Below are 25,859 nucleotides of genomic sequence, written 5' to 3' on the forward strand. Positions count from 1 at the left end.
GGCGTCCTGCCTGTCACCCCACATCAGACGCCGCTTGACTGAGCGTCATGGCATCAGTTCGAAAAGTGACCACCCTTGCGGTGGTCGTCGCAGCGATGGTCGGCGCGACCACGCTCACCGGTCCCACCGCCGCCAACGCCGAGGCCCACCAGCCGGAGCCGGCCGGGACCACCGAGTCCATCCTCGACCTCATCCCGGCACCGACCCTGGACCGGATGGTCGCCCAGGCTCCGCTGGTCGACGCGGCCAACGTCATCCGCACTGCGGTCGACCGTGCGCCGGGCCGGGGCTACGCCGGCATCGGCCTGGTCGACGACCAGGTCACCCTGTGGTGGAAGGGAGAGCCACCCGCCGACATCGCCGCGGCCGTCGCCGCCGCCCGCCGCACCGCGCCGGTCGAGGTGGCCGACGCCACCTACTCCCGCGCCGAACTGCGTACGGCAGCCGCCCGGATCGCCCCGGTGGTGGAGGCCGACCCGACCGACGCCAGCCACTCGGTCCGGCTGCGTACCGACGGCACCGGCATCGAGATCGGCGTCGACTACAGCTCGAGCACCGAGCTGCCGACGCTGCCGGAGACCGGTGTCCGTACCACCTTCGTCGAACGCGACCAGATGGTCGAACGGTCGCGAACCGACGACGCCGCACCGTTCGACGGCGGGGCCGGCATCGGGCCCACCACGCCCTGGTGTACGGCCGGCTTCGGCGTACGTGACGCGGACACCACCGCCGGCTACATCCTCACCGCCGAACACTGCGGGTCGATCGGCTCGGCCTGGCATACCGGCTGGGACACCACCACCGGCACCGGCACGCTGGTCGGCTACGCGGTCGACAGCAACGACGACCACGACACGATGATCATCTCGACGTCGGCACCCGGCGGCCACATCTACGTCGGCGGTCAGCACGACGAGGTCCGCGCCGAAGTGGTCGGCTGGACCGAGGTCTTCCCCGGTCAGCTGCTGTGCCAGTCCGGGTACACCTCGGCGGGAGTGCTCGGCGGACCCATCTGCAACCTGCGGGTCGACTACCACTACGACGACATCGAGGACCTCGTCGAGGCCACCCAGCTCGACGGCCAGGACTCCGCCCGGAGTGGCGACAGCGGCGGCCCGGTCTACTTCGTCAACCCCGACGGCACCGTCCTCGCCGCCGGCACCACCACCCGGTCGGCCGGCCCGGGCTTCGGGTTCCAGGACTTCGCCACCGCCCGCGACGACTACGGCAACCTGGTGCCGGCGACGGCGATCGCCAGCAGCTGCCGGGTCTCCTTCGTCGTCACCGACTCGTGGGGCACCGGCTACACCGCCAGCGTCACCGTCTACAACGACGGCCCGGCCGTCAACGGCTGGTCGGTGGGCTGGACCTTCCCCGGCGGGCAGCTCCTGCAGGGTCACTGGAACGGCGTCTTCCAGCAGACCGGATCGGCGGTGACCGTCACCAACGAGAACCACAACGCCGCCATCCCGACCGGCGGTGCCGTCAACTTCGGCTACACCGCGGACGGCTCCCCCACCGTCCCGGCGCCGTTCACTCTCAACGGGACCACCTGCAACTGACCCTGTCCACCGGCACCGGGTCCCGCCGAATCGCGGCGGGGCCCGGTCCCCTTCGGGGCGGATCAGCATCTCGGCGCGGATCAGAATCCCGGCGCGGATCAGAATCCCGGTCAGGACCCGGCCAGTTCGCGTCGCAGGGTGGCGCGCAGGGTCCGCACCTGCGGGGCGTCCAGTTCACCGCACCGGTCGAGCGCCCGCTGGCGCAGCAGGCGCGCGGCGGCCGGATCCGACGCCGCGCCGGCCAGAGCGGCGAGCGCGGACAAGGTCTGCGCCTCCCACCACGGGCAGGACAGTGCCGCGTACAGGTCCAGCGCCGCCCGCAGCGCCTCGGCCGCCGCGTGGGCCTCGCCCAACGACGCGAGCGCGAGCCCGTACCGGTGCACGGCGTTGGCTTCGCTGAACGTCGCACCGCACCGGTGGAACACCCGCCGGGCGCGGGCGTACTGGTCGGCGGCGTCGCGCAGTTGGCCCATGCCGGCCAGCGCCGCCCCGAGACTCATCATCGCGCCGGCCCGGGCCACCGCCGCGCCGGTCCGGCTGAGCCCGGTGCCCCGGCCGTGGAACGCCAGCACGCCACGGTGCAACTCGGCTGCTTCGGCGAACCGGCCGAGCGCGGCCAGCGCCCCGCCCTGCGCGCTCGCCGCGCTCTGTTCGCCGAGGGCGTACCCGATCTCGCGGAACAGGCCCACCGCCCGGCGGCTGTGGTCGACGGCCGCCCCTGCCCGGCCGGTCCGGACCAGGATCGCGGCGGTGTAGGTCAACGCCCACGCCTGCTCACGGCGGTCCCCGATCCGCCGGGCCAGTTCCAGCGCCCGGGCCAGGGCGGCCAGCCCGTCGACGTTGCGGTCCTGACAGAAGTACCGGGCCCAGCCCAGGAAGTTCAGCAGAACGGCCTCGTCGCGAGGGCTTCCGACCGCTTGGGCGGCGGCGACTCCCAGCGAGAAGATCTCGCCCCAGGGGTGCCGGTGACTGTTGGCGTCGGAGTACCAGTGCAGTGCCCTGGCGACCGCGACCACCTCGGCGTGCCGACCGCGCCGGGCGGCGTCGCGCAGTGCCGCCAGCCAGTTGCCGGACTCCCGGTCCAGCCAGTACGCCGCCGCCCGGTCGTCGTCGAACGGGGAATCGGCCCGACCGGCGTCCGGTTCGAACATCACCCCGGCCTGCCGGGTACGCAGCAGCAGCCAGCCGATCATCCGTTCGTGCGCCGCCGTCCGGCGGGTCTGCGGTTCCTCGGCGTCGAGGCGTTCCTTGGCGTAGAGCCGGACCAGGTCGTGGAACTGGTACCGGTCGCCGAGGGTCAGGAGGAGACCCGCCTCGACCAGCTCCTCCAGGGCCGTCGACGCGGTCTCCTCGTCGATGCCGGCCACGACGGCGACCAGCGCGGGTGCGAAATCGGTGCCGGGGATCAGTGAGGCCCGCCGGAACACTCGCGCGATCACCGGGTCCAGTTGCCGGTACGAGACCTCGAACGCCGACCGCACGCCCAGGTCCCCGGCGGTCAGGACGGTCAGCCTTCGACGTTCGTCGCGGAGCAGGTCCACCAGCCACGCGACCAACCATTGTGGCCGGCTGGCGAGCCGGTTGCCGGCGATCCGCACGGCCAGCGGCAGCTGTCCGCAGAGGGTGACGAGTTGGTCGGCGGCGGCCGGCTCGGCGGCGATCCGGTCGGCGCCGACGATCGCCGCGAGCAGCGCTCGACCGGCCGCCGGGTCGAGCAGGTCGAGCGGCTGGCGGACCGCGCCGGCCAGGCCGGCCAGCGGACGCCGACAGGTCACCAGCGCGAGGCATCCCCGCCCGGCCGGCAACAGTGCACGTACCTGTGCCTCGTCTGCGGCGTTGTCCAGGATCACCAGCAGCGGCCGGTCCCGGGTCAAGGTGCGGAACAGTCCGCCCCGCTCGGCCGACGACGCCGGAACCCTGCTGTCCGGCACCCCGAGCGACCGCAGCAGTCCGGCCAGCGCCTCGGCCGGGTCGACCGGGCCGTCCGGCGAAGCGCTCTGCAGGTCGACGAAGAGCTGGCCGCCGGCGAAGGCACCGCTGAGCCGATGTCCGGCCACCACGGCGAGACTGGTCTTACCGATCCCCGGCGGCCCGTGCAACACCACCACCGAGGCGGTGTCCGAACGCCCGGCGGCAACCTCGGTGGCCAGCGCCGCGAGCCGTTGCAGGATCTCCGTCCGGCCGGTCAGGTCCGGGACCGCGGAGGGCAGTTCCCCGGGTACGGTCACCGTCGGGCGGTCGGGCGGCACCGTGCCGCCGTCGTGCGGCTGCCGCTCGGCCCGGGCCAGGGCGACGAAACGGTCCCGGTCCGACCCGGCCAGCCGCAGGGCGTCGGCGAGCAGCACCACCGTCCGTCGTTGTGGGCTGCGCACCCGGCCCCGTTCCATCTCCCGGATGCCACGGACGCTGGAACCCGCCGCCTCGGCAAGCTCCTCCTGGGTCAGTCTCCGCTGCAGGCGGAGGGCCCGGAGCAGATTCCCGAACTGGTCATGCTGCACCTGACTGGTAGCCATGGCTTCCCCAACCACCCAACGCCCTGGCGCACATGACGTGCGTGCTGCCACCTCTACGTAACTATAATCGGCGACAATATGCACAGAGTGTGATCGCAGTCGTGACAAAACAGTGACGAGTCGCCGGAACCCGGCCCGCGCCGGCACGGGCTCCCAGCCGCTCGAATCAGGAGATCGACGGCGGCTGGCCGGTGGCCTCCAGGACCGACAGCCAGAGGTCGCCGTGCGGGTCGACCTGGTTACGGGTGCTCACCGCCAGCGGCATCGGCACATGCACGAACCTGCCCCGCCACCGACCCACCACCAGGTCCGTCCGACCGGCCATCGCCGCGTGCACCGCCGCATGCGCCAACCGAATACAGTAGACACTGTCGTACGGGTTCGCCGGCACGCCACGGATCGTGTAACTCGGGTCGATGTACTTCACACTCGCCTCGCGCCCGGCCCCGGCGAAGTCGTCGACGATCCGCTGCCGCAGATAGCGTCCGAAGTCGTGCAGCCGCAGATTGCCGGAGGCGTCGTGGCCCACGGGTTCACCGGCCAGGTGCTCCTGGCCGGCGCCCTCGGCGGCGACGACCGTCGCGTGCCCCCGGTCGGTGACCCGCCGGCGCAGGTGCGCCAGGAGGCCACCCGGGCCGTCCAGAGCGAACGGCACCTCGGGCACCAGGACGAAATCGGCGTCGTGGGTGGCCAGGGCCGCGTAGCAGGCAATGAAACCCGAGTGCCGGCCCATCAGCTGTACGAGCCCGATCCCGCCGGGGAACGCGGTGGCTTCCACATGGGCGGCCCGGATCACCTCGGTGGCGTGCGCGACCGCCGTCTGAAAACCAAAACTCTGATCGATGTACGGAATGTCGTTGTCGATCGTCTTCGGCACCCCGACGACGGCGACCGGCCGGCCCCGACGGGCGAGCACCTCGGTGATCCTCGACGCGCCGCGCATCGAACCGTCGCCACCGATCACGAACAGGATGTCGATGCCGAGCTCGTCGAGGGTGTCGGCGATCTCCTCCGGATCCTGGTTGCCCCGCGACGTACCGAGGATCGTGCCGCCGTACTCGTCGATCCGGTCGACGACGGCCGGCGTCAACGGCACCACCGGATGGCCGTGCCGGGCGACCAGCCCCTGATAGCCGTTGCGGAAGCCGACGATCTGCCGCACCCCGTAGCCGGCGGTCAACTCCAGCACCAGGGCCCGGATGACGTTGTTCAGGCCCGGGCAGAGCCCACCGCAGGTGACGATCCCGACCCGGGTCCGGGCCGGCTCGAAGAAGATCTTCTGTCGCGGTCCGCCCGGCTCCAGGCTGGGCAGCTCGTCGATGGGCAGACCCCGGCCGGTGAGCATCCCGACGGTGTCGTCGAGCAGCACCCGGTCGGACTCGTCGACGTAGTGCCAGCTGGTGTTGCGCCCGAGCAGCAGTCGGGCCAGCGGCGAGTCGAACAGGCACCCGCCCAGCGTCCGGATCTCCAGTCGCACCGGCTCGTCGGCCATCCACCCATGGTCCCGGCCGTAGTTTTCGGCAGCGTTACCGAACGGCGCCCTCGACCGATCCGACCTGATCAGGGCGGCGATCGACGATTCGACGGCGGCGGTGTCCAGCGGATCACCGATGGCGATGTTGCAACAGAACACCGTCGACCAAGACGGCGACCGCGTACGCCGTGCGGTCGCCGGTCAGCGGAGTCAGGATCTCACAGAGATGGTCCCGTCAGGATGAAGAGCCCGCTGGCCGCAGGGATTGTCACCGGAGTGATCGCGACAGCGGGTACGTGACACTTCCTCTCCGCCGACTTGCACACCTGGGTCCCCCGACCGGCTGACACCCGCACCCCACCACCACGGCGCCGCCGCACCCAGCCACACCGACCGCCAGTATGTCCACGAGACCTGGGATTACTTACGATCTGAGGGCGTATGACATCATCTAGGCATGGCAGCGCTCACCGTGGACAGTGCCCGGTCCGATGACGCTCGATCGAGAGCCATCGGTAGATTTCACCCAGCAACGATTCTGACCGCCCTGTGTGTCACACTTGGCGTCCTATACAGATTCCTTGCACTGCTGTGGAGTGTGCCGCCCACCAATAGCGATGAGGCGACCATGGGACTGGCCGCGATCCACATATCGAAGGCCGAGAATTTTCCAGCATTCTTCTACGGGCAGAACTACATGGGAACACTCGAAGCCTACTTGGCTGCGCCGATATTCGCACTATTCGGACCATCGGTTATTTCGCTGCGAATCCCGAACCTGCTCCTCTTTGGCTCATTTCTTGTCATAATGTGGCGGCTCGTCGACCAGCTTTACCGCAGCCGCTGGTTTACTTTGCTGATAGTCGGAATTCTGGCCCTCGGCTCGGACCGGATACTGAAGAATCAAATGATTTCCGGTGGCGGCTATCCTGAAATCAATCCGGCAGGCGCCGGGTTAATGTTGCTCGCAGTTGGGCTCGCGGCAGACCGGTATCGCCATCGCGGCGCCGCCTTCGCGGCATGGGGATTCATCGCGGGATTGATGATCTGGGTTGACCCACTCGTCCTGCCATATATTCTTTGCGCAGGTGCGGTCCTAGCTATCTTTACAAAGAAGGAGATTATCTGGAGCGGTGGCGCCCTCCTCGCCGGAGGCACCCTCATAGGAGCAACACCCCTCATCGCGCACTCAATCAGCTCACGCGTCAATCCGATCTCCGTGCTGCTGACTTTGAGCGGAAGCAGTGAGGCATCACCATGGATGGACCACCTGTATGGCGGTATGATATTCGGTATCCCAATGGGGATGGGATTCTGCGCGCCAAGCGAGTGCACGCCATGGCAACTCTGGTGGGGACTTGCTTTTCCGCTGCTTCTCCTAGTTGCAGCAATAGCCACATTGGCTTCGATTCGACATGAGGAAGGAATTCAGAAAGTAACCTCCGTAGCCCACCTAGGTTTGTTGATCGGCGCGGCATTGACGATTCTCGCGTACGTTCGGAGTAGTGCCGCAGCAGACACTCCAGTCGAAAGTGCCAGGTACCTCTCGTGCCTACTAATTTCGCTACCAGCCGCGCTGTGGCCACTTTGGGAATCACTGCAGAGTCGCGTGGTAGTTTGGCGCGTGGCATCAGCAACCATTCTCGCCGCCACTGCAATATCGACCTTGGTCGCCACTGCTGGTGTCGTGGCAATTGCGCCCAACATGAGAGATCTTGCCCAACAAAGGGATAACATGATTGCACGACTCGAACAACTCGGTGTAACCCACGTGTTTAGCGAGTACTGGACGTGCAATAACATCACCTTCGCGACAAACGAGAGCATCGTGTGTGCCGTCATTGACGAGGGCGACTTGAGTCCAGGCCTAAACCGATACTTGCCGCATCTGGAGGCGGTGCAGGATTCGAGCGATCCAGCATATGTTCTTCCTGTCGATTCACCCGCTAATCCGGTCGTCACACGGCTACTCTCAACGAATCAAACCTCACCCGCCATTGTGAGCGTACCCGGCTACCACATCTACCTGCCGAGCAGCTGAGATGCGTCCGCATCCGCCGGGCCTGAACCGGTTTCAACCCAAACCATCCGACATACATTAGGTATTCACCGGGGCGAGTAAGCTTTCCAGCATTTCGGCCGGTGGCGCGACCTGCGGCGTCTTGGCGTGCTGATAGTTGCAGATTGCAGGGCCGTCGATCCGTTGCTGTGCTCACGAGAGGAACCCTTGCCCTCGTCGCGAGGCAGGCGATGATGATCGACAATCTTTAGGCACAGGTCGACGATCTGCGGGTGGTGGTGGTGGAGGAGGAGTTGCGGCGCGGGTTAGACTCCCGATTCGTCGAACTCGTCGCATCCGCCGTCGTCGGACAGCCCGTTCAATCGGCCATCGCCGAAGAACTCCGTTGCGGGACTACCGGCGGCAGTTGTTTGAGGCGTCGCGTCAACCGCCGCCCAAGGTGGTCCAGTACCACATGGCAGAACCCCCGATGCCCGTGTTGCGGACAGGTCAACCAGGGCCAGCCGCCCCGGTACGTGACCGGTCGGGCCAGTGGGGACCCGGAGTGTCCGCCCGCGCGGTCCTCGCCACGATCGGCCACCATCTGCCCAACGCGCGGGCCGCGGCGCTGTTGGACCCGCTAATCGGCCCGGATCCGCGGCCTGCTGCAGAACATCACGTCATGCTCGCCCAAGTCCAGATCGAAGCCAGATCGACCGATCCCCACGATCATTACACCGCAGCGCCTGGTCGCGGCCGTGCCGGAATCGTTGAAGGGGCCCTGACCGCCATGAGCAAACTAAACACCTAGACCGGGCTCTATGCAATAACCTGGACGGGCACAGCACTCTGCAAGGTGCCCTGAATATTTCGAGAACCTCAGGATCACCGAGAGCCGTGCCCGCCCAGTCAAAGCTACAGCACTCCAGACATCAACGCATAGTTCCCAACCGCGAGCACTCCGACTTTGTCGGGCACATGATTGAAGAACTCTAGGCAGGGATTAGGGTGTACCCCTTGAATGCGGCATAGGTGCCGGATGGGCAGTACGCAAACGAGCCGCGCCTGTCGCCAGCCCAACGGGTAACGCCGTTGTACGTCCCACCATTTGTGCAGATCACAAAATAGCGGTAGCTGTCCGGCCCATTCCCGTCGACCCAACCGCCGAAACTAGTATCGGTATTTAGATATGTCTCAGGTTCGCCGAACCACTGCACTCCCACCGAAGTGGCCGATGCGGGCACAGCCATCACTGTAACGGCCGCAACGACGCATGCACCCAAAAGACCAACCTTTGCCACGAACCTACGAAGCATCTTCGTTTCCTTTTAAGTCAACCGATAATAGAAGCTCAAGCGAAGGATCTATCAGATTCGAGTCGTGCCCCTGCGCCAGCGAACACGCCGAATTCCTCGCTTGCTACACGTCGTGGAACCGCGCGGCCAAGTAAGCTTGCGATGCCCATCGTCAATCTACTGCCACAGTTTGCCTTTCGAGCTTTTCAAGGCAAACCCCTTAGCCGCTCGAACTGCAACGAATCTCAGCCGAATCTTCCTTAGACGATAATCATGGTCAGATTCGATCGGTCAGACGAGGTTACTACCGTAGTAGCTACCGAGGTAGTAGACGTATACCCCACCGGAGGTGGCCGACGTGCCGGAAGGACAGGAAACATACGATGCAGTACGGTCTCCCGCCCACAACACCATACCGTAGTACCACGAACCGTTGCTACACCTTACTACACCTCGGTAGGTGTAGTCTGGGCCGTTTCCGTCGCACCATCCTCCGGCGAATGTCGAGTAACGGCTAGCGTAACACTCCCCTAGCCAACCCGCACTGACCCCGACGTTGTCCGATCCGCCGATTCGCCCCACGCTCTCGGCGACCAAAACCGCCTCACTTATCGAACCCACGTCATGTGCGGAGGCTTGGGCTGGATTCGCCATAACAGCGAGAGCTAGACCGACGGCTGCTGCACCAACAGCAATTCTGGAAAGAAGCTTCTGCACGATACCTCCAGTTCGAGGGGTCAGGCCGTTTATCAACCTCTTGAGTTGATGCTGCAATCGTCTACACCTGACATACGGCAGTCAAGATGCGATTGATGTGACTCATTACATAGACCGACATCCTCCCTGCTCAGCCAGCGAACACCAATCGATGATCTTAATCAACTCCCTGTCTCAAAAGTGACATTGTCATGACTCAGATTGTCTTTCGTCAGATCATGAGCGTCCGCAAACGCTCGAGCTCAGCCAGCACCGATCCGACCATCGCCTCCAGACAACCGTGGTCGTAGCCTTGGCCAACGGGTGAAGGTCTCAGCGAGGGCAGGCTGCTGGCACATTAGATCGGCGACGCCAACGAGTTGATCGCACCGCGCTCTGAGCCTCGATCCACCGACGCGGTTGCCGCTGAATGTTGGTTGATCATTTCTGTATTGGGTGGTGCGGCGGGCGTGAGGGAGTCGCCGATCACGTGATCGGCTTGCTCCGAGGGTGAGTGTTCGGGGTGGAACGGGATTGTGGCCTGTGGTCGGGCCGCCTGGTTTCGGCTGGTGGGGTGTGGTCAGCCGGGTGCCGGCTGGACGGCGGTGAACAGGTTGTCGAACGCCGCCTGCCAGGGCCAGTACTCGGGCAGGTGTAGGTGGATGGTGCGGGCCCGGTGGGCGAGGCGGGCTGCGACGGTGATGATCCGGGTCCGGATGGTGGCGGGTCTGGCGGTCGACCAGGTGCCCGCGGCGAGGTGTCCGGCGGCGCGGGTGAGGTTGTGCGTGATCGCGGCGCAGGTCAGCCAGGCGTCGTTGGCGCTGAAGTGTCCGGAGGGCAGGTGGGCGAGGGGGCCGGCGATCAGGTCGGCGTTGACCTGCTCGATGATCGCGTGTTGCCGGTGCTGGGCTTCGGCCTGTACGAGGGTGTACGGGCTGTCGGTGAACACGGCGTGGTACCGGTAGGTCGGTAGGAGTTCGTCCTGGCCGGGGATCTGTTGCGGGTCGTCGCGGCGGACGCGGCGCACGATCAGCCGGGCGGTCGCCTCGTGTCGGGTGCCGGCGAACGCGGTGTACGTGGTTTCGGCGATCTGCGCGTCGGAGATCCACCGGCCGGCGTCTTCGTCCCGGACGGCCTGCGGATAGGTGATGTCGACCCACTGGTCGGCGGCGATGCCGTCGCACGCGGCGCGGATCTTCGGGTCGATGCGGCAGGTGACCGAGAACCGCACGCCACGACGCCGGCAGCCGCTGATCACCGTCTTGGCGTAGAACGCCGAGTCCGCTCGCACCATGATCTCCCCCGAAGCGCCGCATGCCCGGGCGGTCGTGATGGCCTCGGCGATCATGGTGGCGGCGCCCCGGGACGAGCCGGCGTTACCCGACCGCAGCCTCGTGGCGGCGATCACCGGCGCGGACAGCGGGGTGGACAGCGTCGCGACCAGGGGGTTGTAGCCGCGCAGGTAGACGTTGTAGCCGCCGACCTTGGCGTGGCCGAACCCGATGCCCTGCTTCTGCTTGCCGTACACCCGCCGCAGCATGGAGTCGATGTCCACGAAGCACAGGGTGTCGGCGCCGGTCAGGATCGGTGCCCGGCCGGTCAGACCGATCAGGGTGTCGCGGGCGGCGGCCTGTAACTGCCGTACGTGCCCGTGGGTGAACGTACGCAGGAACGACCCGAGCGTCGACGGCGCGTACACGCTGCCGAACAGCGACCGCATGCCACCGTGCCGGGCGATGTCGAGGTCGTCGATGCTGTCCGCGCCCGCGAGCATCCCCGCCACGACCGTGGCGACCTTCCCGGCGGGGTTCGCGCCCTTGTCCGTCGGCAGCCGCACCCGGTCGGTGACCGCGTCATGCAGACCGGCCTGCTCGGCCAGGCGCATCACCGGAACGAGACCGGCACACGACACCAGATTCGGATCGTCGAACGTCGCGCGCACCACCGGCGCGTCCTGGCGTATTCTCACCTGCGAGGTGCCCTCTCGAACCGAGCGATAGAAGCGTCAGAACTCCTATCCTTCCAGTTCAGAGGGCACTTTCTATAGCCGGGGTCCTGCCGGTCCGACCTTCATCGGTGGATCGAGGCTGAGTTGCCCGAGCGAGAGGAACCGCAGCGTGCCGCCATTCACCTGCCAGGCGCGGACCCGAGTAGCGCCTCGCTCTGGTGGCGTACCAAGCGATCAGGTCGTCGACGGCGAGCTCGATACTGGTATCGTACGGCACGGGATACGCTCACCGTGCAGATGCCCGGCCTTCGTCCGGAAGCCGGTCAAGATGAGCCCAGTGTTGCTTGTAGACCGCCCGCTGGGTGACCCCACCCCAGTAGATCCGGGTAACCCGCCTGGCCAAACAGCCTGGTCTTGACGTTGAGGTCGTGGATCATTGCCTCGTCGGCGACCTCGACCACGAGCAGCACATCGGCGGCCCCCCAGAACTACAACCGCGATCCGACAGTGCGGGTCGGAAAGCGACTCCCCGGTCGGCAGGGTCGCGGTCGTCACCCGCACCCCGTCTCGCGGCAGCATCGCCAGCGACCGGCCCGGGCACTCAGAACTCGTCGAGTTGAAGGAAGACCAGCAGCAGAAGCATCGAGGCGGCGGCACCGGCGAAGCTGATCAGGAAACCCAGCTTCGGGAACCGGGGGCCGCCGTCGGTCTCCAGCCGGGACGTGCCCCACTTGCTGATCACGAAGTACGCGGCGAAGAAGCCGGTCGCCGGGAAGCCGGCGCAGGACCAGATCCACTTGGTGCTGTAGTCGACGCCGGCGGTCACCGGATTCAGGAAGAACCCGAACTGCAGGACGGCGACGGCGGCCGCGAACCCCAGGTAGACGGTGACCGCCCGGGCCAACGGTGACCAGCCGGGCAGCAGCGGCGGGCGGCCGGCGGCCTGCTCCGCCTCGGTGGCGGCGGCGTCGGCCTCGTCGAGCTGGCGGCGGGCCGACTCCAGCTCCTGCTCCGGATCCGGCGGGAGCCCGCCAGCCACGGTCGGGTCGCCGGAGACCGGGGCGCCCGACACCGGGCCGGCCGCACCCGCGCCGCCGCCGTACTGCTGCACCGACCCGGCGGCCGGGGAAGGCGGCCCGGAGGCCCCAGCCGGCAGCGGCACCCGCTGCTCGCCGGTGGCCAGCTCGGGGCGGCGTGGCGGCGGAGGAAGCCCGACCGGCCCCGGCATCGCCCGGCCCGGCGGGGGCGGCGGGGGCGGTGGCCACGGGACACCGGCCGGCGAGACGCCGTACCCGCCGGACTGTCGCTGGCCCGGTGCGCTGCCGGCGGCCGGGGGCGCGGCGATCGGCGGCGGCGCGGGCGGTGCCTGCTCGCCGGCGGCCTGGGCGATCGCCGCCAGCCGCTGCCACTGGGCGTACAGCCGCTGACCGAGCTGGTCGGCGTAGCCGGTGAGCCGCTGTCGACGGGTCTGATGCTGCGCCGAGCCGGCCTGACCGGTGCGGTGCAGCTCGTGCAGGTGCCGGGCCAGGGCGGCGTACTCGTCGAAGTCGCTGCTCACCGCGCTCAGCCTTCCTCGTCCAGCTCGCGGCCGGGCAACGCGAACGGCACGATCAGCCGGGTCCGCTGGTCGTGCCGGTCGATCAGCAGCGCCCGGTTCGGCCGCGGCCGGTACGCCAGGTCGTGGGTGCCCAGGTAGGAGCCGAGCTCACCGCCGGGGACGTTCATCGCCACCAGGCAGGCCAGGTCGTCGCGGTTGTGTGAGCCGCCCAGGTCGTCGGCGAGCCGCCGTAGCCCACGCCACCAACCCAGCAGATGGACGCCCTGGCCGGGCCCCTGGCGCAGCACCACCTGCAGGTCGTCCAGCCCGGACTTGTACATCTCGTCCTTCGCGCCGAGCACCCCGGCTGCGGCGTCCATCCCGAACACCACGAGGTACGTCCGCCCGCCGTCAGTCGTCGTAGTGGTGTCCGGGTTGGCCAGTCGGCGCAGCTCCTCGCGCAGCTCGGCGGCGGTCAACCGGGTGATCGAATGCCCGAAGGCGTGCAGCGCCTCAGCGGTTTCATCGGCGACCTCGTCGGCGGAGGCGACCAGCGGGGCCAGCAGGAACCGGGCGTGGCCGGCCGGCTCCTGCCGGGCCAGGCTGACCGTGGCGGCGTGCAGCACGTCGGCGGCGTGGCCGGTGGTGCCGACCACCGCGATGTGCCGGCCGGGGGTGGCGTCCAGCGGGAACACCGCCGACGTCAGATCCACGTCGACCTGCCGGCCGACCAGCGCGAGGGGACGCCGCCCGCCGGGGGCCAGTGAGCGGTACGTCGGGTCGCCGTCGAGGTGCGCCGCCTCGTACCCCTTGAAGATCGCCGGTGGCCGGGAGCCGGCGGCGCGGGCCTGCCACAGCTCGTGGCGCAGCGCGGCGATCCGCCGGGCACCGCCGTGCGCGTCCGGGAACCGGACGACCGTGTTGGCACCGGCGATGCCGGCCGAGGCGTTGACGATCGCCTGCCCGACCGGCAGCCCGCCGGCGGTCTGGTTGAGCGGGTCGAGGACGCCGTTGCCGCCGGGCAGCGCCACCCGCAGCGGGAACTGGCCGAAGATCGAGTCGGTCTTGCCGTAGAGGGCTTCGATGCCGGACATGCTCTGGCTGGCCAGGACCAGGTGTACGCCGTACGACCGGCCTTTGCGGGCCAGCTCCTCCAGCAGGGCGGCGGCCTCGCGGGCGACCGAGTCGTTACCGTCGAACAACACGTGGAACTCGTCGATCACGGCGACGGTACGCGGCGTCGGCGCGCCGTCGCGGGGCAGGTCGGCCAGCTTCGTCACGCCGTGGCGTTTCATCGCCGCCGCCCGCCGGTTCAGCTCGCGGCGCAGTTCGCGCAGCACGGCGACGCCGTACTCCCGGTCGGACTCGATGCCGACGGCGCGGGCGTGCGGGATCCACGACGGGTCGCGGCCGGTCGGCACGAACTCGGTGAAGCTGACGCCTTCCTTGAAGTCGAGCAGGTAGAGCGCCAGCTCGTCGGGTGGGTAGCGGGCGGCCAGGCCGTACAGCAGGTCAAGCAGGAAGACGGTCTTGCCGGAGCCGGTGCGCCCACCGACCAGCCAGTGCGGGGTGACGTCGTCGAAGGCGAGGACCGCCGGCTCCCGGCCGGCGCGGCCGACGACGGTGTGCAGGCCGGTGCCGGCGGTCTCGGTCCAGATCCGGGGCGGCAGCAGGTCGGCGAAGTCGAGTGCGGAGCCGCGCCGGTGGATCTCGCCGAGCCGGTCGGCGAGGGCCTGCACGACCCGGGCCGGCGGGTCGCCGTCGAGGGCGACCGGTGCGGCCAGCCCGGTGCCGTCGGAGCTGAACGGCTGGCCGGGTGGGTCGCCGACCCAGCCCCGGTTGCCGTCGAGTCGGATCTGGGTGGTCGGGCCGAGCGTCGGCGGCTGCGCCCCGGTGCCGGTCGGCGGGTAGCCGGCGACGATCACGCAGACCCGGGCGGCGTTGCCGGCGTGGGTGAGCGCGGCGAGGCGCATCAGCTCGGCGCGGCTGTCCGGCAGCGCCGCCGCGACCACCACCAGCAGCTCCCCCGGCTGCCCGCCGGTGCGGGCCTGGGCGGCGCGTACGTGCTGGTCGGCGTCGTCGAGGCGTTCCTTGGCTTCGGCGTCGGTGGCGGCCGGTGCCGCCAGCACGCCGGCTTCGACCAGCGGGCGCAGCGGCAGGAAGGTGGCGCCCATCGAGGTGGTGTCCAGCGCGGCCACCCGTACCGTGCCGGGTGGGGCGGCGGCGAGCAGTCGCACGACGAGGCTGCGCAGCAGGGCGGCGATCCGTGGCTGGCGGGCGTCGGCGTCGATGGCCAGGTGGGTGCCGGCGCCGAGCGGCACCAGCGCGGGGAACTCGACCGGGTCGCCGGTGCCGGCCAGCCCGACCGGGCGGGCCATGCCGACCCGCACCGGGGCCGGGCCGACGGCCGGGTCCTGGATGGCGCTGGTCGCGCCGGTGGTGAGGGTTTCGCCGACGTGGCGCAGCCGTTCGGTGACGTCGCCGAGGTCCGGCGGCGGCGGTGCCGGGCTGTCCGCTATGGCCGATCGGGCGGTGGTCAGATGGGTCACGGCCCGCCGGTGGGCGGCGACCGCCCGACGGTACGCGGCACCGAAGCTCATCCCACCCCCACCTGCCACTCGGGTAGCCACCGGAACACTATCCGAATCGGGCGGGCGCTGTTAACCCGGCTGCCCGGCCGGCGGCGGTAGCCGGCCGGGCAGCCGGGTCAGGACGGTCAGGTGCCGACGGTCAGACGCCGGTGATCGAGGTGATCCAGTCGCGGCTGGCAGCGACCGAGGAGTAGTTCTGCGAGCTCGACCCGTTGGAGTTCGAGCAGACACCAACCTGTTGTCCGTTGTAGAACTGCGGACCGCCCGAGTCCCCCTGCCAGGCGATGCCGGTCACCGGGGAGCTGCGCAGCGCCGGTCCCTCGTACGCGTCCCGGCCCCGCACCGACACCACCTGCACCGAGGCTGTTTTGAGCTGCGGCGACAGGTGACAGTTGAGGCAGGTACGGCCCCAGCCGTAGATGGTGTTGGTCGAGCCGACCGGCGGGTCGCTGCTGGCGAGCGTGACGTACGTGGTGCTGATCGGTGTGCTGAGATACAGCAGCCCGATGTCGTATAGGTATCCGTACTGGGAGTAGGTCGCGCTGACCGCGCTCACCTGGCCGCCGGTGGCGTGATGGACACTGCCGGCCCGTACCGACATCGAGCCGCCGATGCAGTGCTCGGCGGTGAGCACCCAGCGGGAGGCGATCATCGAGCCGGAGCATCTGAACGAGCCGTCGCTGTAGACAGCGGCTGCCCAGGGCGCTGACAAGACGGTGTCGCCGCCGATGATCTGCTGCGGTGCGCCAGCGGCTGTCGACGGAGTCGTGACGGCGGCCACGAGTGCCGTCACGGCCACTACCAATAGTTGACGGAGACGCAAGGCGGTGCTCCTCACTGAGCGGACACCCAGCCCTGGCGTCCCACTCATCAAAGACCCCCGGCAATGATCTTATCGCTGACGGTATCGATGAACAATGCGCATTCACCTGCATAGATTGCAGCGTGGCCGGCCGGACGCCGGACCGGCATCGTCGACACCCGGGATCGGACGGTAGTGCCGGCGCCGAGCCCGAAATGCGCCTAGTATCCGTAATCAGAGTGTCCCGACGACCGTCGGAAGTGCGATCGATGCGACCTGGCGACAACGACGGCGCCGACGCCGACGGCCGGGAGACCGGGCACGGCACCCGCGACCATTCGGAGCACGAGGAGACCGAGCTCGACGACACGGAACGCGACACGATGTTGCGCCGGCTCGCCGACCGTCTCGACAAGCCGCTCGGTGTCCTCGGTGTACTGTTCCTGCTGCTGGTGATCGGCCAGTTCGTCACCACCCATCCGCCGACGGCCGCCGTGCTCGGCGCGGCCAGCTGGGCCTTGTGGGTGGTCTTCGTCGCCGAATTCTCGCTGCGGGCCTGGTTGGGCCGGCATCACCCGGGCCGGTTCTGGCGGCGCAACTGGTGGCAGCTGCTCTTCCTGGCCGTTCCGGTGCTGCGGTTCGCCCGGGTGGCGTTGGCCTTGCGGACGGCCCGCGCCGGTGCGGCGATCACCGCGGCGGTACGGGGTTCACGCTCCGCCGGCCGGTTGCTCACCGACCGGCTCGCCTGGCTCTTCGCGGTGACGGTGAGCCTCATCCTCGCCGCCGGCCAGCTGCTCGTGGTCTCCGGCTCCTATCCGAGCTACGCGCAGGCGCTGCACGACGTCACGCTCACCACGATCACCGGTCAGCGGATGGCGGCGCGGGATCCGTTCGCCCAAGGCCTGGAGCTGATTCTGGCCGCGTACTCGGTCGTCGTCTTCGGCACCCTGGCTGGCGCGCTCGGTGCCTACTTCCTCAGCAACCGAACGACTCCCGGCGACGACCGCGGTGGCGACAGCAACCGGGACCAGGCGGCCACCTGACGGGCGGCCCGGTCCCCGTGGTGCGGGCGGGGACCGGACCGCCAGGTACGTAGCGCCGTCAGGTGGGCGGCACTGCCTGTCAGCCGGTGACCGTGTTGAGCGCGGCCAGGTAGCCGTCGCGGTAGCCGGCGGCGTTCGGGTGGTACGCGGCGATCAACGCGGAGAAGTCGTTGATCCACGGGCTGCCGGCGCAGACGCCGTGCCCGGCGAACTGCGGCCGGGTGTCCACGAAGGTGGCCCCGGCGGCCGACGCGCGGGCGGCGGTGACGTCGGCCAGCAGGTCCGCCGCGTCGTTGATGATGGACCGCTTGGTCAGACTCATGCTGAACAGGCCGCAGTAGCGGACCTCGTCGAACAGGCGCGGGTAGCCGAGCACGATCAGCTGCGCGTCCGGTGCCCGCTGTCGGATGGCGGCGTAGGTGGTGTCGAGCCGGCCGGGCAGTTCGGTGGTGGCGAACCGTTCGGCCCGGTCGACCGCGCTGGCGCAGGAGGACTCGCTGCCCAGCCGGCAGCTCAGCACGACGTCGGCGAATCCGGCGTCGTTGCCGCCGATGGTGATGGTGACCATCGTGGTGCCGGCGTCGAGCGCGGACAGCTGGTTGTCGAGCACGTCGTCGGTGACCGCACCGCCGCAGGCGACGAAGCGGAAGCTGGCCGGCGCGTTGGCGGCCGCCCACAGCGGCGCGTACGAGCGGTCGCTGCGCAGGCAGGTCGTCTCGTAGGGGCCGGCGCCGACGCCGGAGGAGAACGAGTCGCCGAGGGCGACATAGTGCACGGCGGCGGGTGCGGCGTGCGCCGGAGCGGTGGCCGCGCCGATGCCGACGCCGGTGGCGCCGAGGGTGACGGCCAGCGCGACGGCGGCGCGGGCCAGGGGACGAAGGGGCATGGACGGACCTCACAAGGATGGGGGGATCCTCGTGGCCGCGCGCGTGGCCGTGGGGAGTAACGGTTGTTACTAGCCGGTAATGCTATCGAAACATCCGCATCCCCGAAAGAGGAACGGCCCCACCGAAGACCAGCAGATCTTCAGCAGGGCCGAACGGAACGGTCCTGGTCAGCGGGCGGCGAGTGGCTGCGCCGTCGGCACCACCGGTGCCGGCAGCTCCCCCACCCCACCGAGGTACGAGTGGATGGCGGCCGCCGCCGCCCGTCCCTCGGCGATCGCCCACACGATCAACGACGCCCCCCGGTGCATGTCACCGGCGACGAAGACCCCCTTGGTGGCGGTCTGCCAGTCACCGTCGGAGTCGATCGCCCCGCGCCGGTTACGGACCAGCCGCAGCTGCTCCAGCAACGGCTGCTGCTCGGTGCCCTCGAAGCCGATCGCCAGCAGCACCAGGTCCGCCGGCAGCTCCCGCTCGGTGCCCGGCACCACGGTCAGGATCCGCTCGCCGTCACGCTTGGTCACTGTCACCTCGGCGATGCGGACCGCCCGTACCGCGCCGGTGCCGTCGTCGACGAACTCCTGCACCGCGACGGCGAAGACCCGCTCGCCGCCCTCCTCGTGCGCCGGGTACTCGCGCAGCACCCACGGCCAGGTCGGCCACGGGTCCCGGGCCTCGTCGCGGGCGCTCGGCGGCTCCGGGTAGAGGTCCAGCTGGTAGACCCCGGCCGCACCCTGCCGGTGCGCCACCCCGAGGCAGTCGGCGGCGGTGTCACCCCCGCCGATGATCACCACGTGCCGGCCGGCCGCGTCGATCGCCGGCCGGTCCACCGGTACGCCGTCCACGTGCGATGACCCGGACTCCGACGGCGGCTCGACGGCCACCACCCCGGCCGCCTCGGCCGTGCGGGCGTGCGCCGCCGCAGCCGCCACCACCCGGTTCGACTCGACCAGGTGCTCCATCGCCAGGTGCACCCCGCGAAGCGCCCGGCCCGGCGTCGCCGGGGTGTCCCGGCCGGCCAGCGCCCCGCAGGCCAGCAGCACCGCGTCGTGGTCGGCGCGCAACTGCTCGGCGGTCACGTCGACGCCGACGTTCACTCCGGTGCGGAACTGCACGCCCTCGGCCGCCAACTGGGCCAACCGCAGATCGATGTGCTCCTTCTCCAACTTGAAGTCGGGGATGCCGTACCGCATCAGGCCGCCGATGGCGTCGTCACGCTCGAAGACGGTGACCGCGTGCCCGGCGCGCGCCAGCTGCTGGGCGGCGGCCAGCCCGGCCGGGCCGGAACCGACCACCGCGACCCGCCGCCCGGACGGCTCCGGCACCGGATGCGGAGTGACCAGACCGGCGCCGACCGCCCGGTTGATGATCTCCACCTCGACCTGCTTGATGGTGACCGGCGCGCCGCCGGCGATACCCAGCACGCAGGCCGCCTCACAGGGCGCCGGGCAGAGCCGGCCGGTGAACTCCGGGAAGTTGTTGGTGGCGTGCAGCGACTCGATCGCCGACGCCCAGCCACCGGTACGGACCAGGTCGTTCCAGTCCGGGATGCGGTTGCCCAGCGGGCAGCCGTCGTGGCAGAACGGAATGCCGCAGTCCATGCAGCGGGTCGCCTGCTCGCGGATCAGCTCATCGGTGGCCGGCGGGTAGACCTCCCGCCAGTCCATGATCCGCACCGGCACGGGTCGGCGATGCGGCAGCCGCCGGTCGATCCGCAGGAATCCGGTCGGGTCAGGCACGAGCCACCTCCATGACGGCCTCATCCACGTCACGGCCGGCGGCTTCGGCGGCCCTCATCGTCTCCAGCACCCGTCGGTAGTCGCGCGGGACCACCACGGTGAACTCCTCCACCGCCTCCGGCCAGCGCTTGAGCAGCGCCTCAGCCACCGCCGAGTCGGTCTCGGCGAAGTGCCGCTCGACCAGCTCACGCAGCATCGGCTCGGCGTCGGCGGCCACCGGCTCCAGATCCACCAGCTCCCGGTTGACCAGGTTCTCGTCGAGGCGCCACAGGTACGCCGTACCGCCGGACATGCCGGCGGCGAAGTTGCGCCCGGTCGGGCCGAGCACGACGACCGTACCGCCGGTCATGTACTCGCAGCCGTGGTCGCCGACGCCCTCGACGACGGTGACCGCACCGGAGTTACGCACCGCGAACCGTTCGCCGACCCGCCCGCGGAGGAACAGCTCACCGGCGGTCGCCCCGTACAGGATGGTGTTGCCGGCGATGATCTGCTCCTCGGCACCGGCGCCACCGGGCGCCGCGAACGGGGCCGCCGGGTCCGGGCGGACGATCAGCCGACCACCGGACAGGCCCTTGCCGACGTAGTCGTTGGCGTCGCCGACCAGCCGCAGCGTCACCCCGCGCGGCAGGAACGCGCCGAACGACTGCCCGGCGGTGCCGGTCAGGGTGAACTCGATGGTGTCGTCGGGCAGCCCGGCCCCGCCGACCCGGCGGGTCACCTCGCCGCCGAGCATCGCGCCGACACTGCGGTGCTCGTTGCGGACCGGCACCGACGCCCGCACCGGGGTCCGCTCGGTCAACGCCGGTCCGGCCAGGGTGATCAGCTCGTTGTCCAGGGCCCTGTCCAGACCGTGGTCCTGGGCGCGGACGCCGCGCAGCGCGGCACCGGCCGGCAGCGCCGGCACGTGCAGCACCGCGGACAGGTCCAGGCCCCTGGCCTTCCAGTGCTCCACGGCCGGCGTGGTGTCCAGCAGGTCGGCCCGGCCGATCGCCTCGTCGATTGACCGGAAGCCCAGCTCGGCCAGGTAGCTGCGGACCTCCTCGGCGAGGAACAGGAAGAAGTTCTCCACGAACTCCGGCTTGCCGGTGAAGCGTTCCCGCAGCACCGGGTTCTGGGTGGCGATGCCGACCGGGCAGGTGTCCAGGTGGCAGACGCGCATCATCACGCAGCCGGAGACGATCAGCGGGGCGGTGGCGAAGCCGTACTCCTCGGCGCCGAGCAGCGCCGCGATCAGCACGTCCCGGCCGGTCTTGAGCTGGCCGTCGACCTGGACGGTGACCCGGTCACGCAGCTTGTTCAGCAGCAGCGTCTGCTGGGTCTCGGCCAGGCCCAGCTCCCACGGGGTGCCGGCGTGCTTGAGCGAGTTCAGCGGGGACGCACCGGTGCCGCCGTCGTGCCCGGAGATCAGGATGACGTCGGCCTTGAGCTTGGCGACGCCGGCGGCGACAGTGCCGACGCCGATCTCGCTGACCAGCTTGACGTGCACCCGGGCGGCCGGGTTGACGCACTTGAGGTCGTGCACCAGCTGGGCGAGGTCCTCGATCGAGTAGATGTCGTGGTGCGGCGGCGGAGAGATCAGCCCGACGCCGGGGGTGGCGTGACGGGTCTTGGCGATCCACGGCCACACCTTGTTGCCGGGCAGCTGGCCGCCCTCACCCGGCTTGGCCCCCTGCGCCATCTTGATCTGCAGGTCGTCGGCGTTGACCAGATACTCGCTGGTGACGCCGAACCGGCCGGAGGCGATCTGCTTGACCGCCGAACGGCGGGCCGGGTCGTAGAGCCGGTCGACGTCCTCGCCGCCCTCGCCGGTGTTGGACCGCCCGCCGAGGCGGTTCATCGCGATGGCGAGGGTCTCGTGCGACTCGGCGGAGATCGACCCGTAGCTCATGGCGCCGGTGGAGAACCGCTTGACGATCTCGCTAGCCGGTTCGACCTCGTCGATCGGCACCGGCTCGCGGACCCCGTCGCGCAGGGTGAACAGCCCACGCAGCGAGCCGGCCTCGGCGGCCAGGCCGTCGACGGTGGCGGTGTAGCGGCGGAACACGTCGTACTGCCCGGAGCGGGTGGCGTGCTGCAGCAGGAACACCGTCTCCGGGTTGAACAGGTGCAGTTCACCTTCACGCCGCCACTGGTACTCGCCGCCGACGTCGAGGCGGCGGTGCGAGCGCTCGGCGCTGTTCGACGGGTACGCGCGGTCGTGCCGGGCGGCGATTTCAGCATGGATGCCGGACAGCCCGACCCCGCCGACGGTGCCCGGGGTGCCGGCGAAGTAGCGCTCGACCAGCCGGGGGTCCAGGCCGACCGCTTCGAAGACCTGGGCACCGCAGTACGAGGAGACCGTCGAGATGCCCATCTTCGACATGATCTTGAGCACGCCCTTGCCGAGCGCCTTGACGTAGTTGCCGATCGCCTCGGTGGAGGTGATACCGGCCAGCGCGCCGGTGGCGATCAGGTCCTCGACCGACTCGAAGGCCAGGTACGGGTTGACCGCGGCGGCGCCGTAGCCGATCAGCACGGCGGCGTGGTGCACCTCGCGGCAGTCGCCGGACTCGACGAGCAACGCCACCTGGGTGCGGGTCTGCTCACGCACCAGATGCTGGTGCACGGCGGCGGTGAGCAGCAGCGACGGGATCGGCGCCAGGTCGACGGTCGAGTCCCGGTCCGACAGCACGAAGATCCGCACGCCGTCCTCGATCGCCTCGGACACGTGCCGGCAGATCTCGGTGAGCCGGGCCTTGATCCCGTCGGCGCCGTCACGCAGCGGGTACAGGCCGGAGACCCGGACCGCCTTGAAGCCGGGCAGGTCGCCGTCCTCGTCGATGGACAGGATCTTGGCCAGCTCGTCGTTGTCGATGATCGGGTACGGCAGCACGATCTGCCGGCAGGACGCCGGACCCGGGTCGAGCAGGTTGGCCTCCGGGCCGATGGTCGACTGCAGGCTGGTCACCATCTCCTCCCGGATGGCGTCCAACGGCGGGTTGGTGACCTGGGCGAAGAGCTGGTGGAAGTAGTCGAACAGCAGCCGGGGCCGGGTGGACAGCGGCGAGATCGGGGTGTCGGTGCCCATCGACCCGATCGGCTCGATGCCCTTGCGGGCCATCGGCGCGATCAGGATCTTCAGCTCCTCCTCGGTGTAGCCGAAGGTCTGCTGGCGGCGCTGCACCGAGTCGTGCGCGTAGACGATGTGGTCCCGCTCCGGCAGGTCCCGCAGGTCGATCAGCCCGGCGTGCAGCCAGTCGCCGTACGGGTGGGCGGCGGCCAACTCGGCCTTGATCTCCTCGTCTTCGACGATGCGCCCGGCGGCGGTGTCGACCAGGAACATCCGGCCCGGCCGCAGCCGGCCCTTGGCGATCACGGTCGCCGGGTCGAGGTCGAGCACGCCGGCCTCGCTGCCCAGCACCACCAGGCCGTCGCTGGTGCGCCACCAGCGGCCCGGCCGCAGCCCGTTGCGGTCCAGCACCGCACCGACCAGCTCACCGTCGGTGAAGGCAACCGAGGCCGGACCGTCCCACGGCTCCATCAAGCTGGCGTGGAAGCGGTAGAAGTCACGCTTCGCCGGCTCCATCCCGGGGTCGTTCTCCCAGGCCTCCGGGATCATCATCAGTACGGCGTGCGGCAGGCTGCGCCCGGCCAGGTGCAGCAGTTCGAGGACCTCGTCGAAGTTGGCCGAGTCGGACGCCTGCGGGGTGCAGACCGGGAACAGCCGGCGGATGTTGCCGGGGATGTCACCGGTGGCGAGCAGTGCCTCGCGGGCGTTCATCCAGTTCTTGTTGCCCCGGATCGTGTTGATCTCGCCGTTGTGCGCGATGAACCGGTACGGGTGCGACAGCGGCCAGGACGGGAACGTGTTGGTGGAGAACCGCGAGTGCACCAGGGCGATCGCGCTGGCCACCCGCTCGTCGCGCAGGTCGGGGTAGAACTCGGGCAGTTGGTCGGGGGTGAGCATGCCCTTGTAGACCATGGTCCGGCCGGACAGCGACGGGAAGTAGGCGGTCACGCCGCGCTCGGCGCTCTCCCGCTCGGCCTGCTTGCGTACGCAGAACGCCACCCGGTCCAGGTCCAGCCCGGCCAACGGAGTGCCGGCCGGGCCGGCCGCCGAGTCGGTCAGCCGCTGCGCGGACAGGAAGAGCTGCGCGATCCGGGGGCGGGCGGCGTCGGCGGTCTCGCCGAGCCCGTCCGGCTGCACCGGCACGTCCCGCCAGCCGAGCACGTCGGCGCCCTCGACCAGGGCGTACTTCTCGACGATCCGGCGGACCCGGGCCTCGTCGGCCGGTTCAGCGGGCAGGAACACCAGGCCGGTGGCGTACTGCCCGGCCGGCGGCAGGTCGAAGTCGACGACGGCCCGCAGGAACTCGTCCGGGACCTGGATCATGATGCCGGCGCCGTCACCGGTGTTCTGCTCCGCACCCCGCGCACCACGGTGGTCGAGCCGGCACAGCGCGGCCAGGCCCTTGGCCACCACGTCGTGCGAGCGGCGGCCGTTGAGGTCCGCCACGAAAGAGACACCACACGCGTCGTGCTCGTGGGCGGGGTCGTAGAGACCCTGCGCCGGCGGCTGGGATGCCTGCGGCGGGCAGGGGTGCGGTCCCTGCGGGTACGGAAGAACCACCGGGCCTCCTGTCGTCACTCGCGCATGAACAGGTTTCGGGACGACGTCGGCCCTGGAGAGTTTTCTGAGTCTACGTGAGGGGCCACCGGACATCACCAGTGCGAATTGATCACACGTCCATTGTATGGGACGTGTAGTCTCACAAGGTGGCCAACCAGGAGAACGCACTCCTCGATCGGCTGGACCGGTTCTGCGATGCCGTACCGCGTGCTGCCGCCCGCCCCGAAGAGCTGGGTGACTATGTACTTTTCGTGCGGAAGGAGGAGGCGGGTTGGCCGTTCTACGCCCGTCCCCGGGTAGGCGTGACCGCACCGCCGGCCGCCGCCGACATCACCACCGTACGCGCCCGGCAGCGCGAACTGGGCCTTCCCGAGTCCTTCGGATGGATCCACGAGATCAACCCGGACCTGCTGGCGGTGGCCAGGTCGGCCGGGCTCGGCGTGCGCCAGGCTCCGCTGATGGTGCTCGACCCGACCGCTCTGCCCCCGGTTGACCGGTTCGCCGACCGGCCGGTGCGGCTGCTCGACCCGGACTCATTCGGCTTCGCGGCCGATCTCACCACCTGGTTCACCATCGCCCAGGCGGCGTTCGGCCCGTCCGGCGGCACCGGCACCGGGCTGCCGACCGTCGGCGCCGACGCCCCCGAGATTGTTACAGTGACATTTCCCACTGTCGACAATGGCGGTCCCGGCGTTGGCGCACCGGACCCGGCCGGGCAGCCCGCGCCGGCCTCCGGCGGGCTCGCCACCGCCGCCCCACCGGCCCCGACCATCGTCGACCCGGCCCTGCCGGACGCTCTGGTCGAGCACGAACGGTCGGCGATCGCCGACGGCAGCCACACCATCGCCCTGGCCGGGCTGCCGGCCGGCGGCCAGCCGGCCGCCGTCGGATCACTCAACCGGGTCGACGACGTCGCCGAGATCGTCGGCGTCGGCACCGTGGCACCGGCCCGACGTCAGGGCCTGGCATCGGCCGTCACCGCCGCGCTGGCCCGGCACGCGCTCGCCACCGGCGTCGACCTGATCTTCCTGGCCGCCGGCGACGACGACGTGGCGATGCTCTACCACCGGCTCGGCTTCCGCCGGGTGGGCACCTCCTGTGTCGCCGAGCCCACCGCCCACCCCGGCGGCTGACCGGCCCACACCCCGCAGGCGACCAGCCCAC

Annotated in this window: 13 protein-coding genes; 4 read left to right on the forward strand and 9 right to left on the reverse strand. The window is 69.7% G+C overall.

Going from position 1 to position 25,859, the window contains the following annotated elements:
- Window positions 1–65 precede the first annotated feature (65 nt).
- On the forward strand, window positions 66–1,562 hold the full coding sequence (locus tag O7610_RS10400) for a cellulose binding domain-containing protein (RefSeq protein WP_289213154.1): 1,497 nt from the start codon (window positions 66–68) through the stop codon (window positions 1,560–1,562).
- 110 nt (window positions 1,563–1,672) lie between these two features.
- Here the strand turns inward: O7610_RS10400 and O7610_RS10405 are convergent, their stop codons facing one another.
- A complete protein-coding gene (locus tag O7610_RS10405) occupies window positions 1,673–4,075 on the reverse strand; it encodes an ATP-binding protein (protein ID WP_289213155.1) in 2,403 nt (800 codons plus the stop codon).
- 166 nt (window positions 4,076–4,241) lie between these two features.
- Window positions 4,242–5,567 carry an ATP-dependent 6-phosphofructokinase gene (locus O7610_RS10410; RefSeq protein WP_289213156.1) on the reverse strand — a complete coding sequence of 442 codons (1,326 nt, stop codon included), beginning with the start codon at window positions 5,565–5,567 and terminating at the stop codon, window positions 4,242–4,244.
- Between the two features lie 610 nt (window positions 5,568–6,177).
- Here O7610_RS10410 and O7610_RS10415 point away from each other — a divergent pair.
- Window positions 6,178–7,590, forward strand: coding sequence for a hypothetical protein (locus tag O7610_RS10415; protein ID WP_289213157.1), 1,413 nt, complete (start codon window positions 6,178–6,180; stop codon window positions 7,588–7,590).
- 2,529 nt (window positions 7,591–10,119) lie between these two features.
- Here the strand turns inward: O7610_RS10415 and O7610_RS10420 are convergent.
- From O7610_RS10420 to O7610_RS10435, 4 genes are all read right to left on the reverse strand, one after another.
- On the reverse strand, window positions 10,120–11,508 hold the full coding sequence (locus O7610_RS10420) for an IS1380 family transposase (protein WP_289212459.1): 1,389 nt from the start codon (window positions 11,506–11,508) through the stop codon (window positions 10,120–10,122).
- A gap of 580 nt (window positions 11,509–12,088) precedes the next feature.
- A complete protein-coding gene (locus O7610_RS10425; protein ID WP_289213158.1) occupies window positions 12,089–13,045 on the reverse strand; it encodes a hypothetical protein in 957 nt (318 codons plus the stop codon).
- A gap of 5 nt (window positions 13,046–13,050) precedes the next feature.
- Window positions 13,051–15,624 carry an FtsK/SpoIIIE domain-containing protein gene (locus tag O7610_RS10430; protein WP_289213159.1) on the reverse strand — a complete coding sequence of 858 codons (2,574 nt, stop codon included), beginning with the start codon at window positions 15,622–15,624 and terminating at the stop codon, window positions 13,051–13,053.
- Between the two features lie 130 nt (window positions 15,625–15,754).
- On the reverse strand, window positions 15,755–16,438 hold the full coding sequence (locus O7610_RS10435; RefSeq protein WP_289213160.1) for a S1 family peptidase: 684 nt from the start codon (window positions 16,436–16,438) through the stop codon (window positions 15,755–15,757).
- Window positions 16,439–16,686: 248 nt separating this feature from the next.
- Here O7610_RS10435 and O7610_RS10440 point away from each other — a divergent pair, with 248 nt between their 5' ends.
- Complete coding sequence (locus O7610_RS10440; RefSeq protein WP_289213161.1) at window positions 16,687–17,460, forward strand: hypothetical protein; 774 nt, start codon at window positions 16,687–16,689, stop codon at window positions 17,458–17,460.
- A gap of 79 nt (window positions 17,461–17,539) precedes the next feature.
- Here O7610_RS10440 and O7610_RS10445 read toward each other — a convergent pair whose 3' ends face one another.
- The 3 genes from O7610_RS10445 to gltB form a co-directional block, all read right to left on the reverse strand.
- Window positions 17,540–18,346, reverse strand: coding sequence for an SGNH/GDSL hydrolase family protein (locus tag O7610_RS10445; RefSeq protein ID WP_289213162.1), 807 nt, complete (start codon window positions 18,344–18,346; stop codon window positions 17,540–17,542).
- 168 nt (window positions 18,347–18,514) lie between these two features.
- Entirely contained in the window at window positions 18,515–20,083 is a 1,569-nt protein-coding gene (locus O7610_RS10450) for a glutamate synthase subunit beta (protein WP_281550551.1), read from the reverse strand.
- Window positions 20,076–24,695 (reverse strand): glutamate synthase large subunit, encoded by a 4,620-nt coding sequence (gene gltB, locus O7610_RS10455; protein ID WP_281550552.1) that lies wholly within the window; start codon window positions 24,693–24,695, stop codon window positions 20,076–20,078. The genes O7610_RS10450 and gltB overlap by 8 nt, the downstream gene beginning before the upstream one ends.
- A gap of 146 nt (window positions 24,696–24,841) precedes the next feature.
- On the opposite strand from gltB, the gene O7610_RS10460 reads away from it, so the two are divergent.
- Complete coding sequence (locus tag O7610_RS10460) at window positions 24,842–25,828, forward strand: GNAT family N-acetyltransferase (protein WP_281550553.1); 987 nt, start codon at window positions 24,842–24,844, stop codon at window positions 25,826–25,828.
- Window positions 25,829–25,859 lie beyond the last annotated feature (31 nt).

This window comes from Solwaraspora sp. WMMA2065, assembly GCF_030345075.1.
GTDB lineage: Bacteria > Actinomycetota > Actinomycetes > Mycobacteriales > Micromonosporaceae > Micromonospora_E.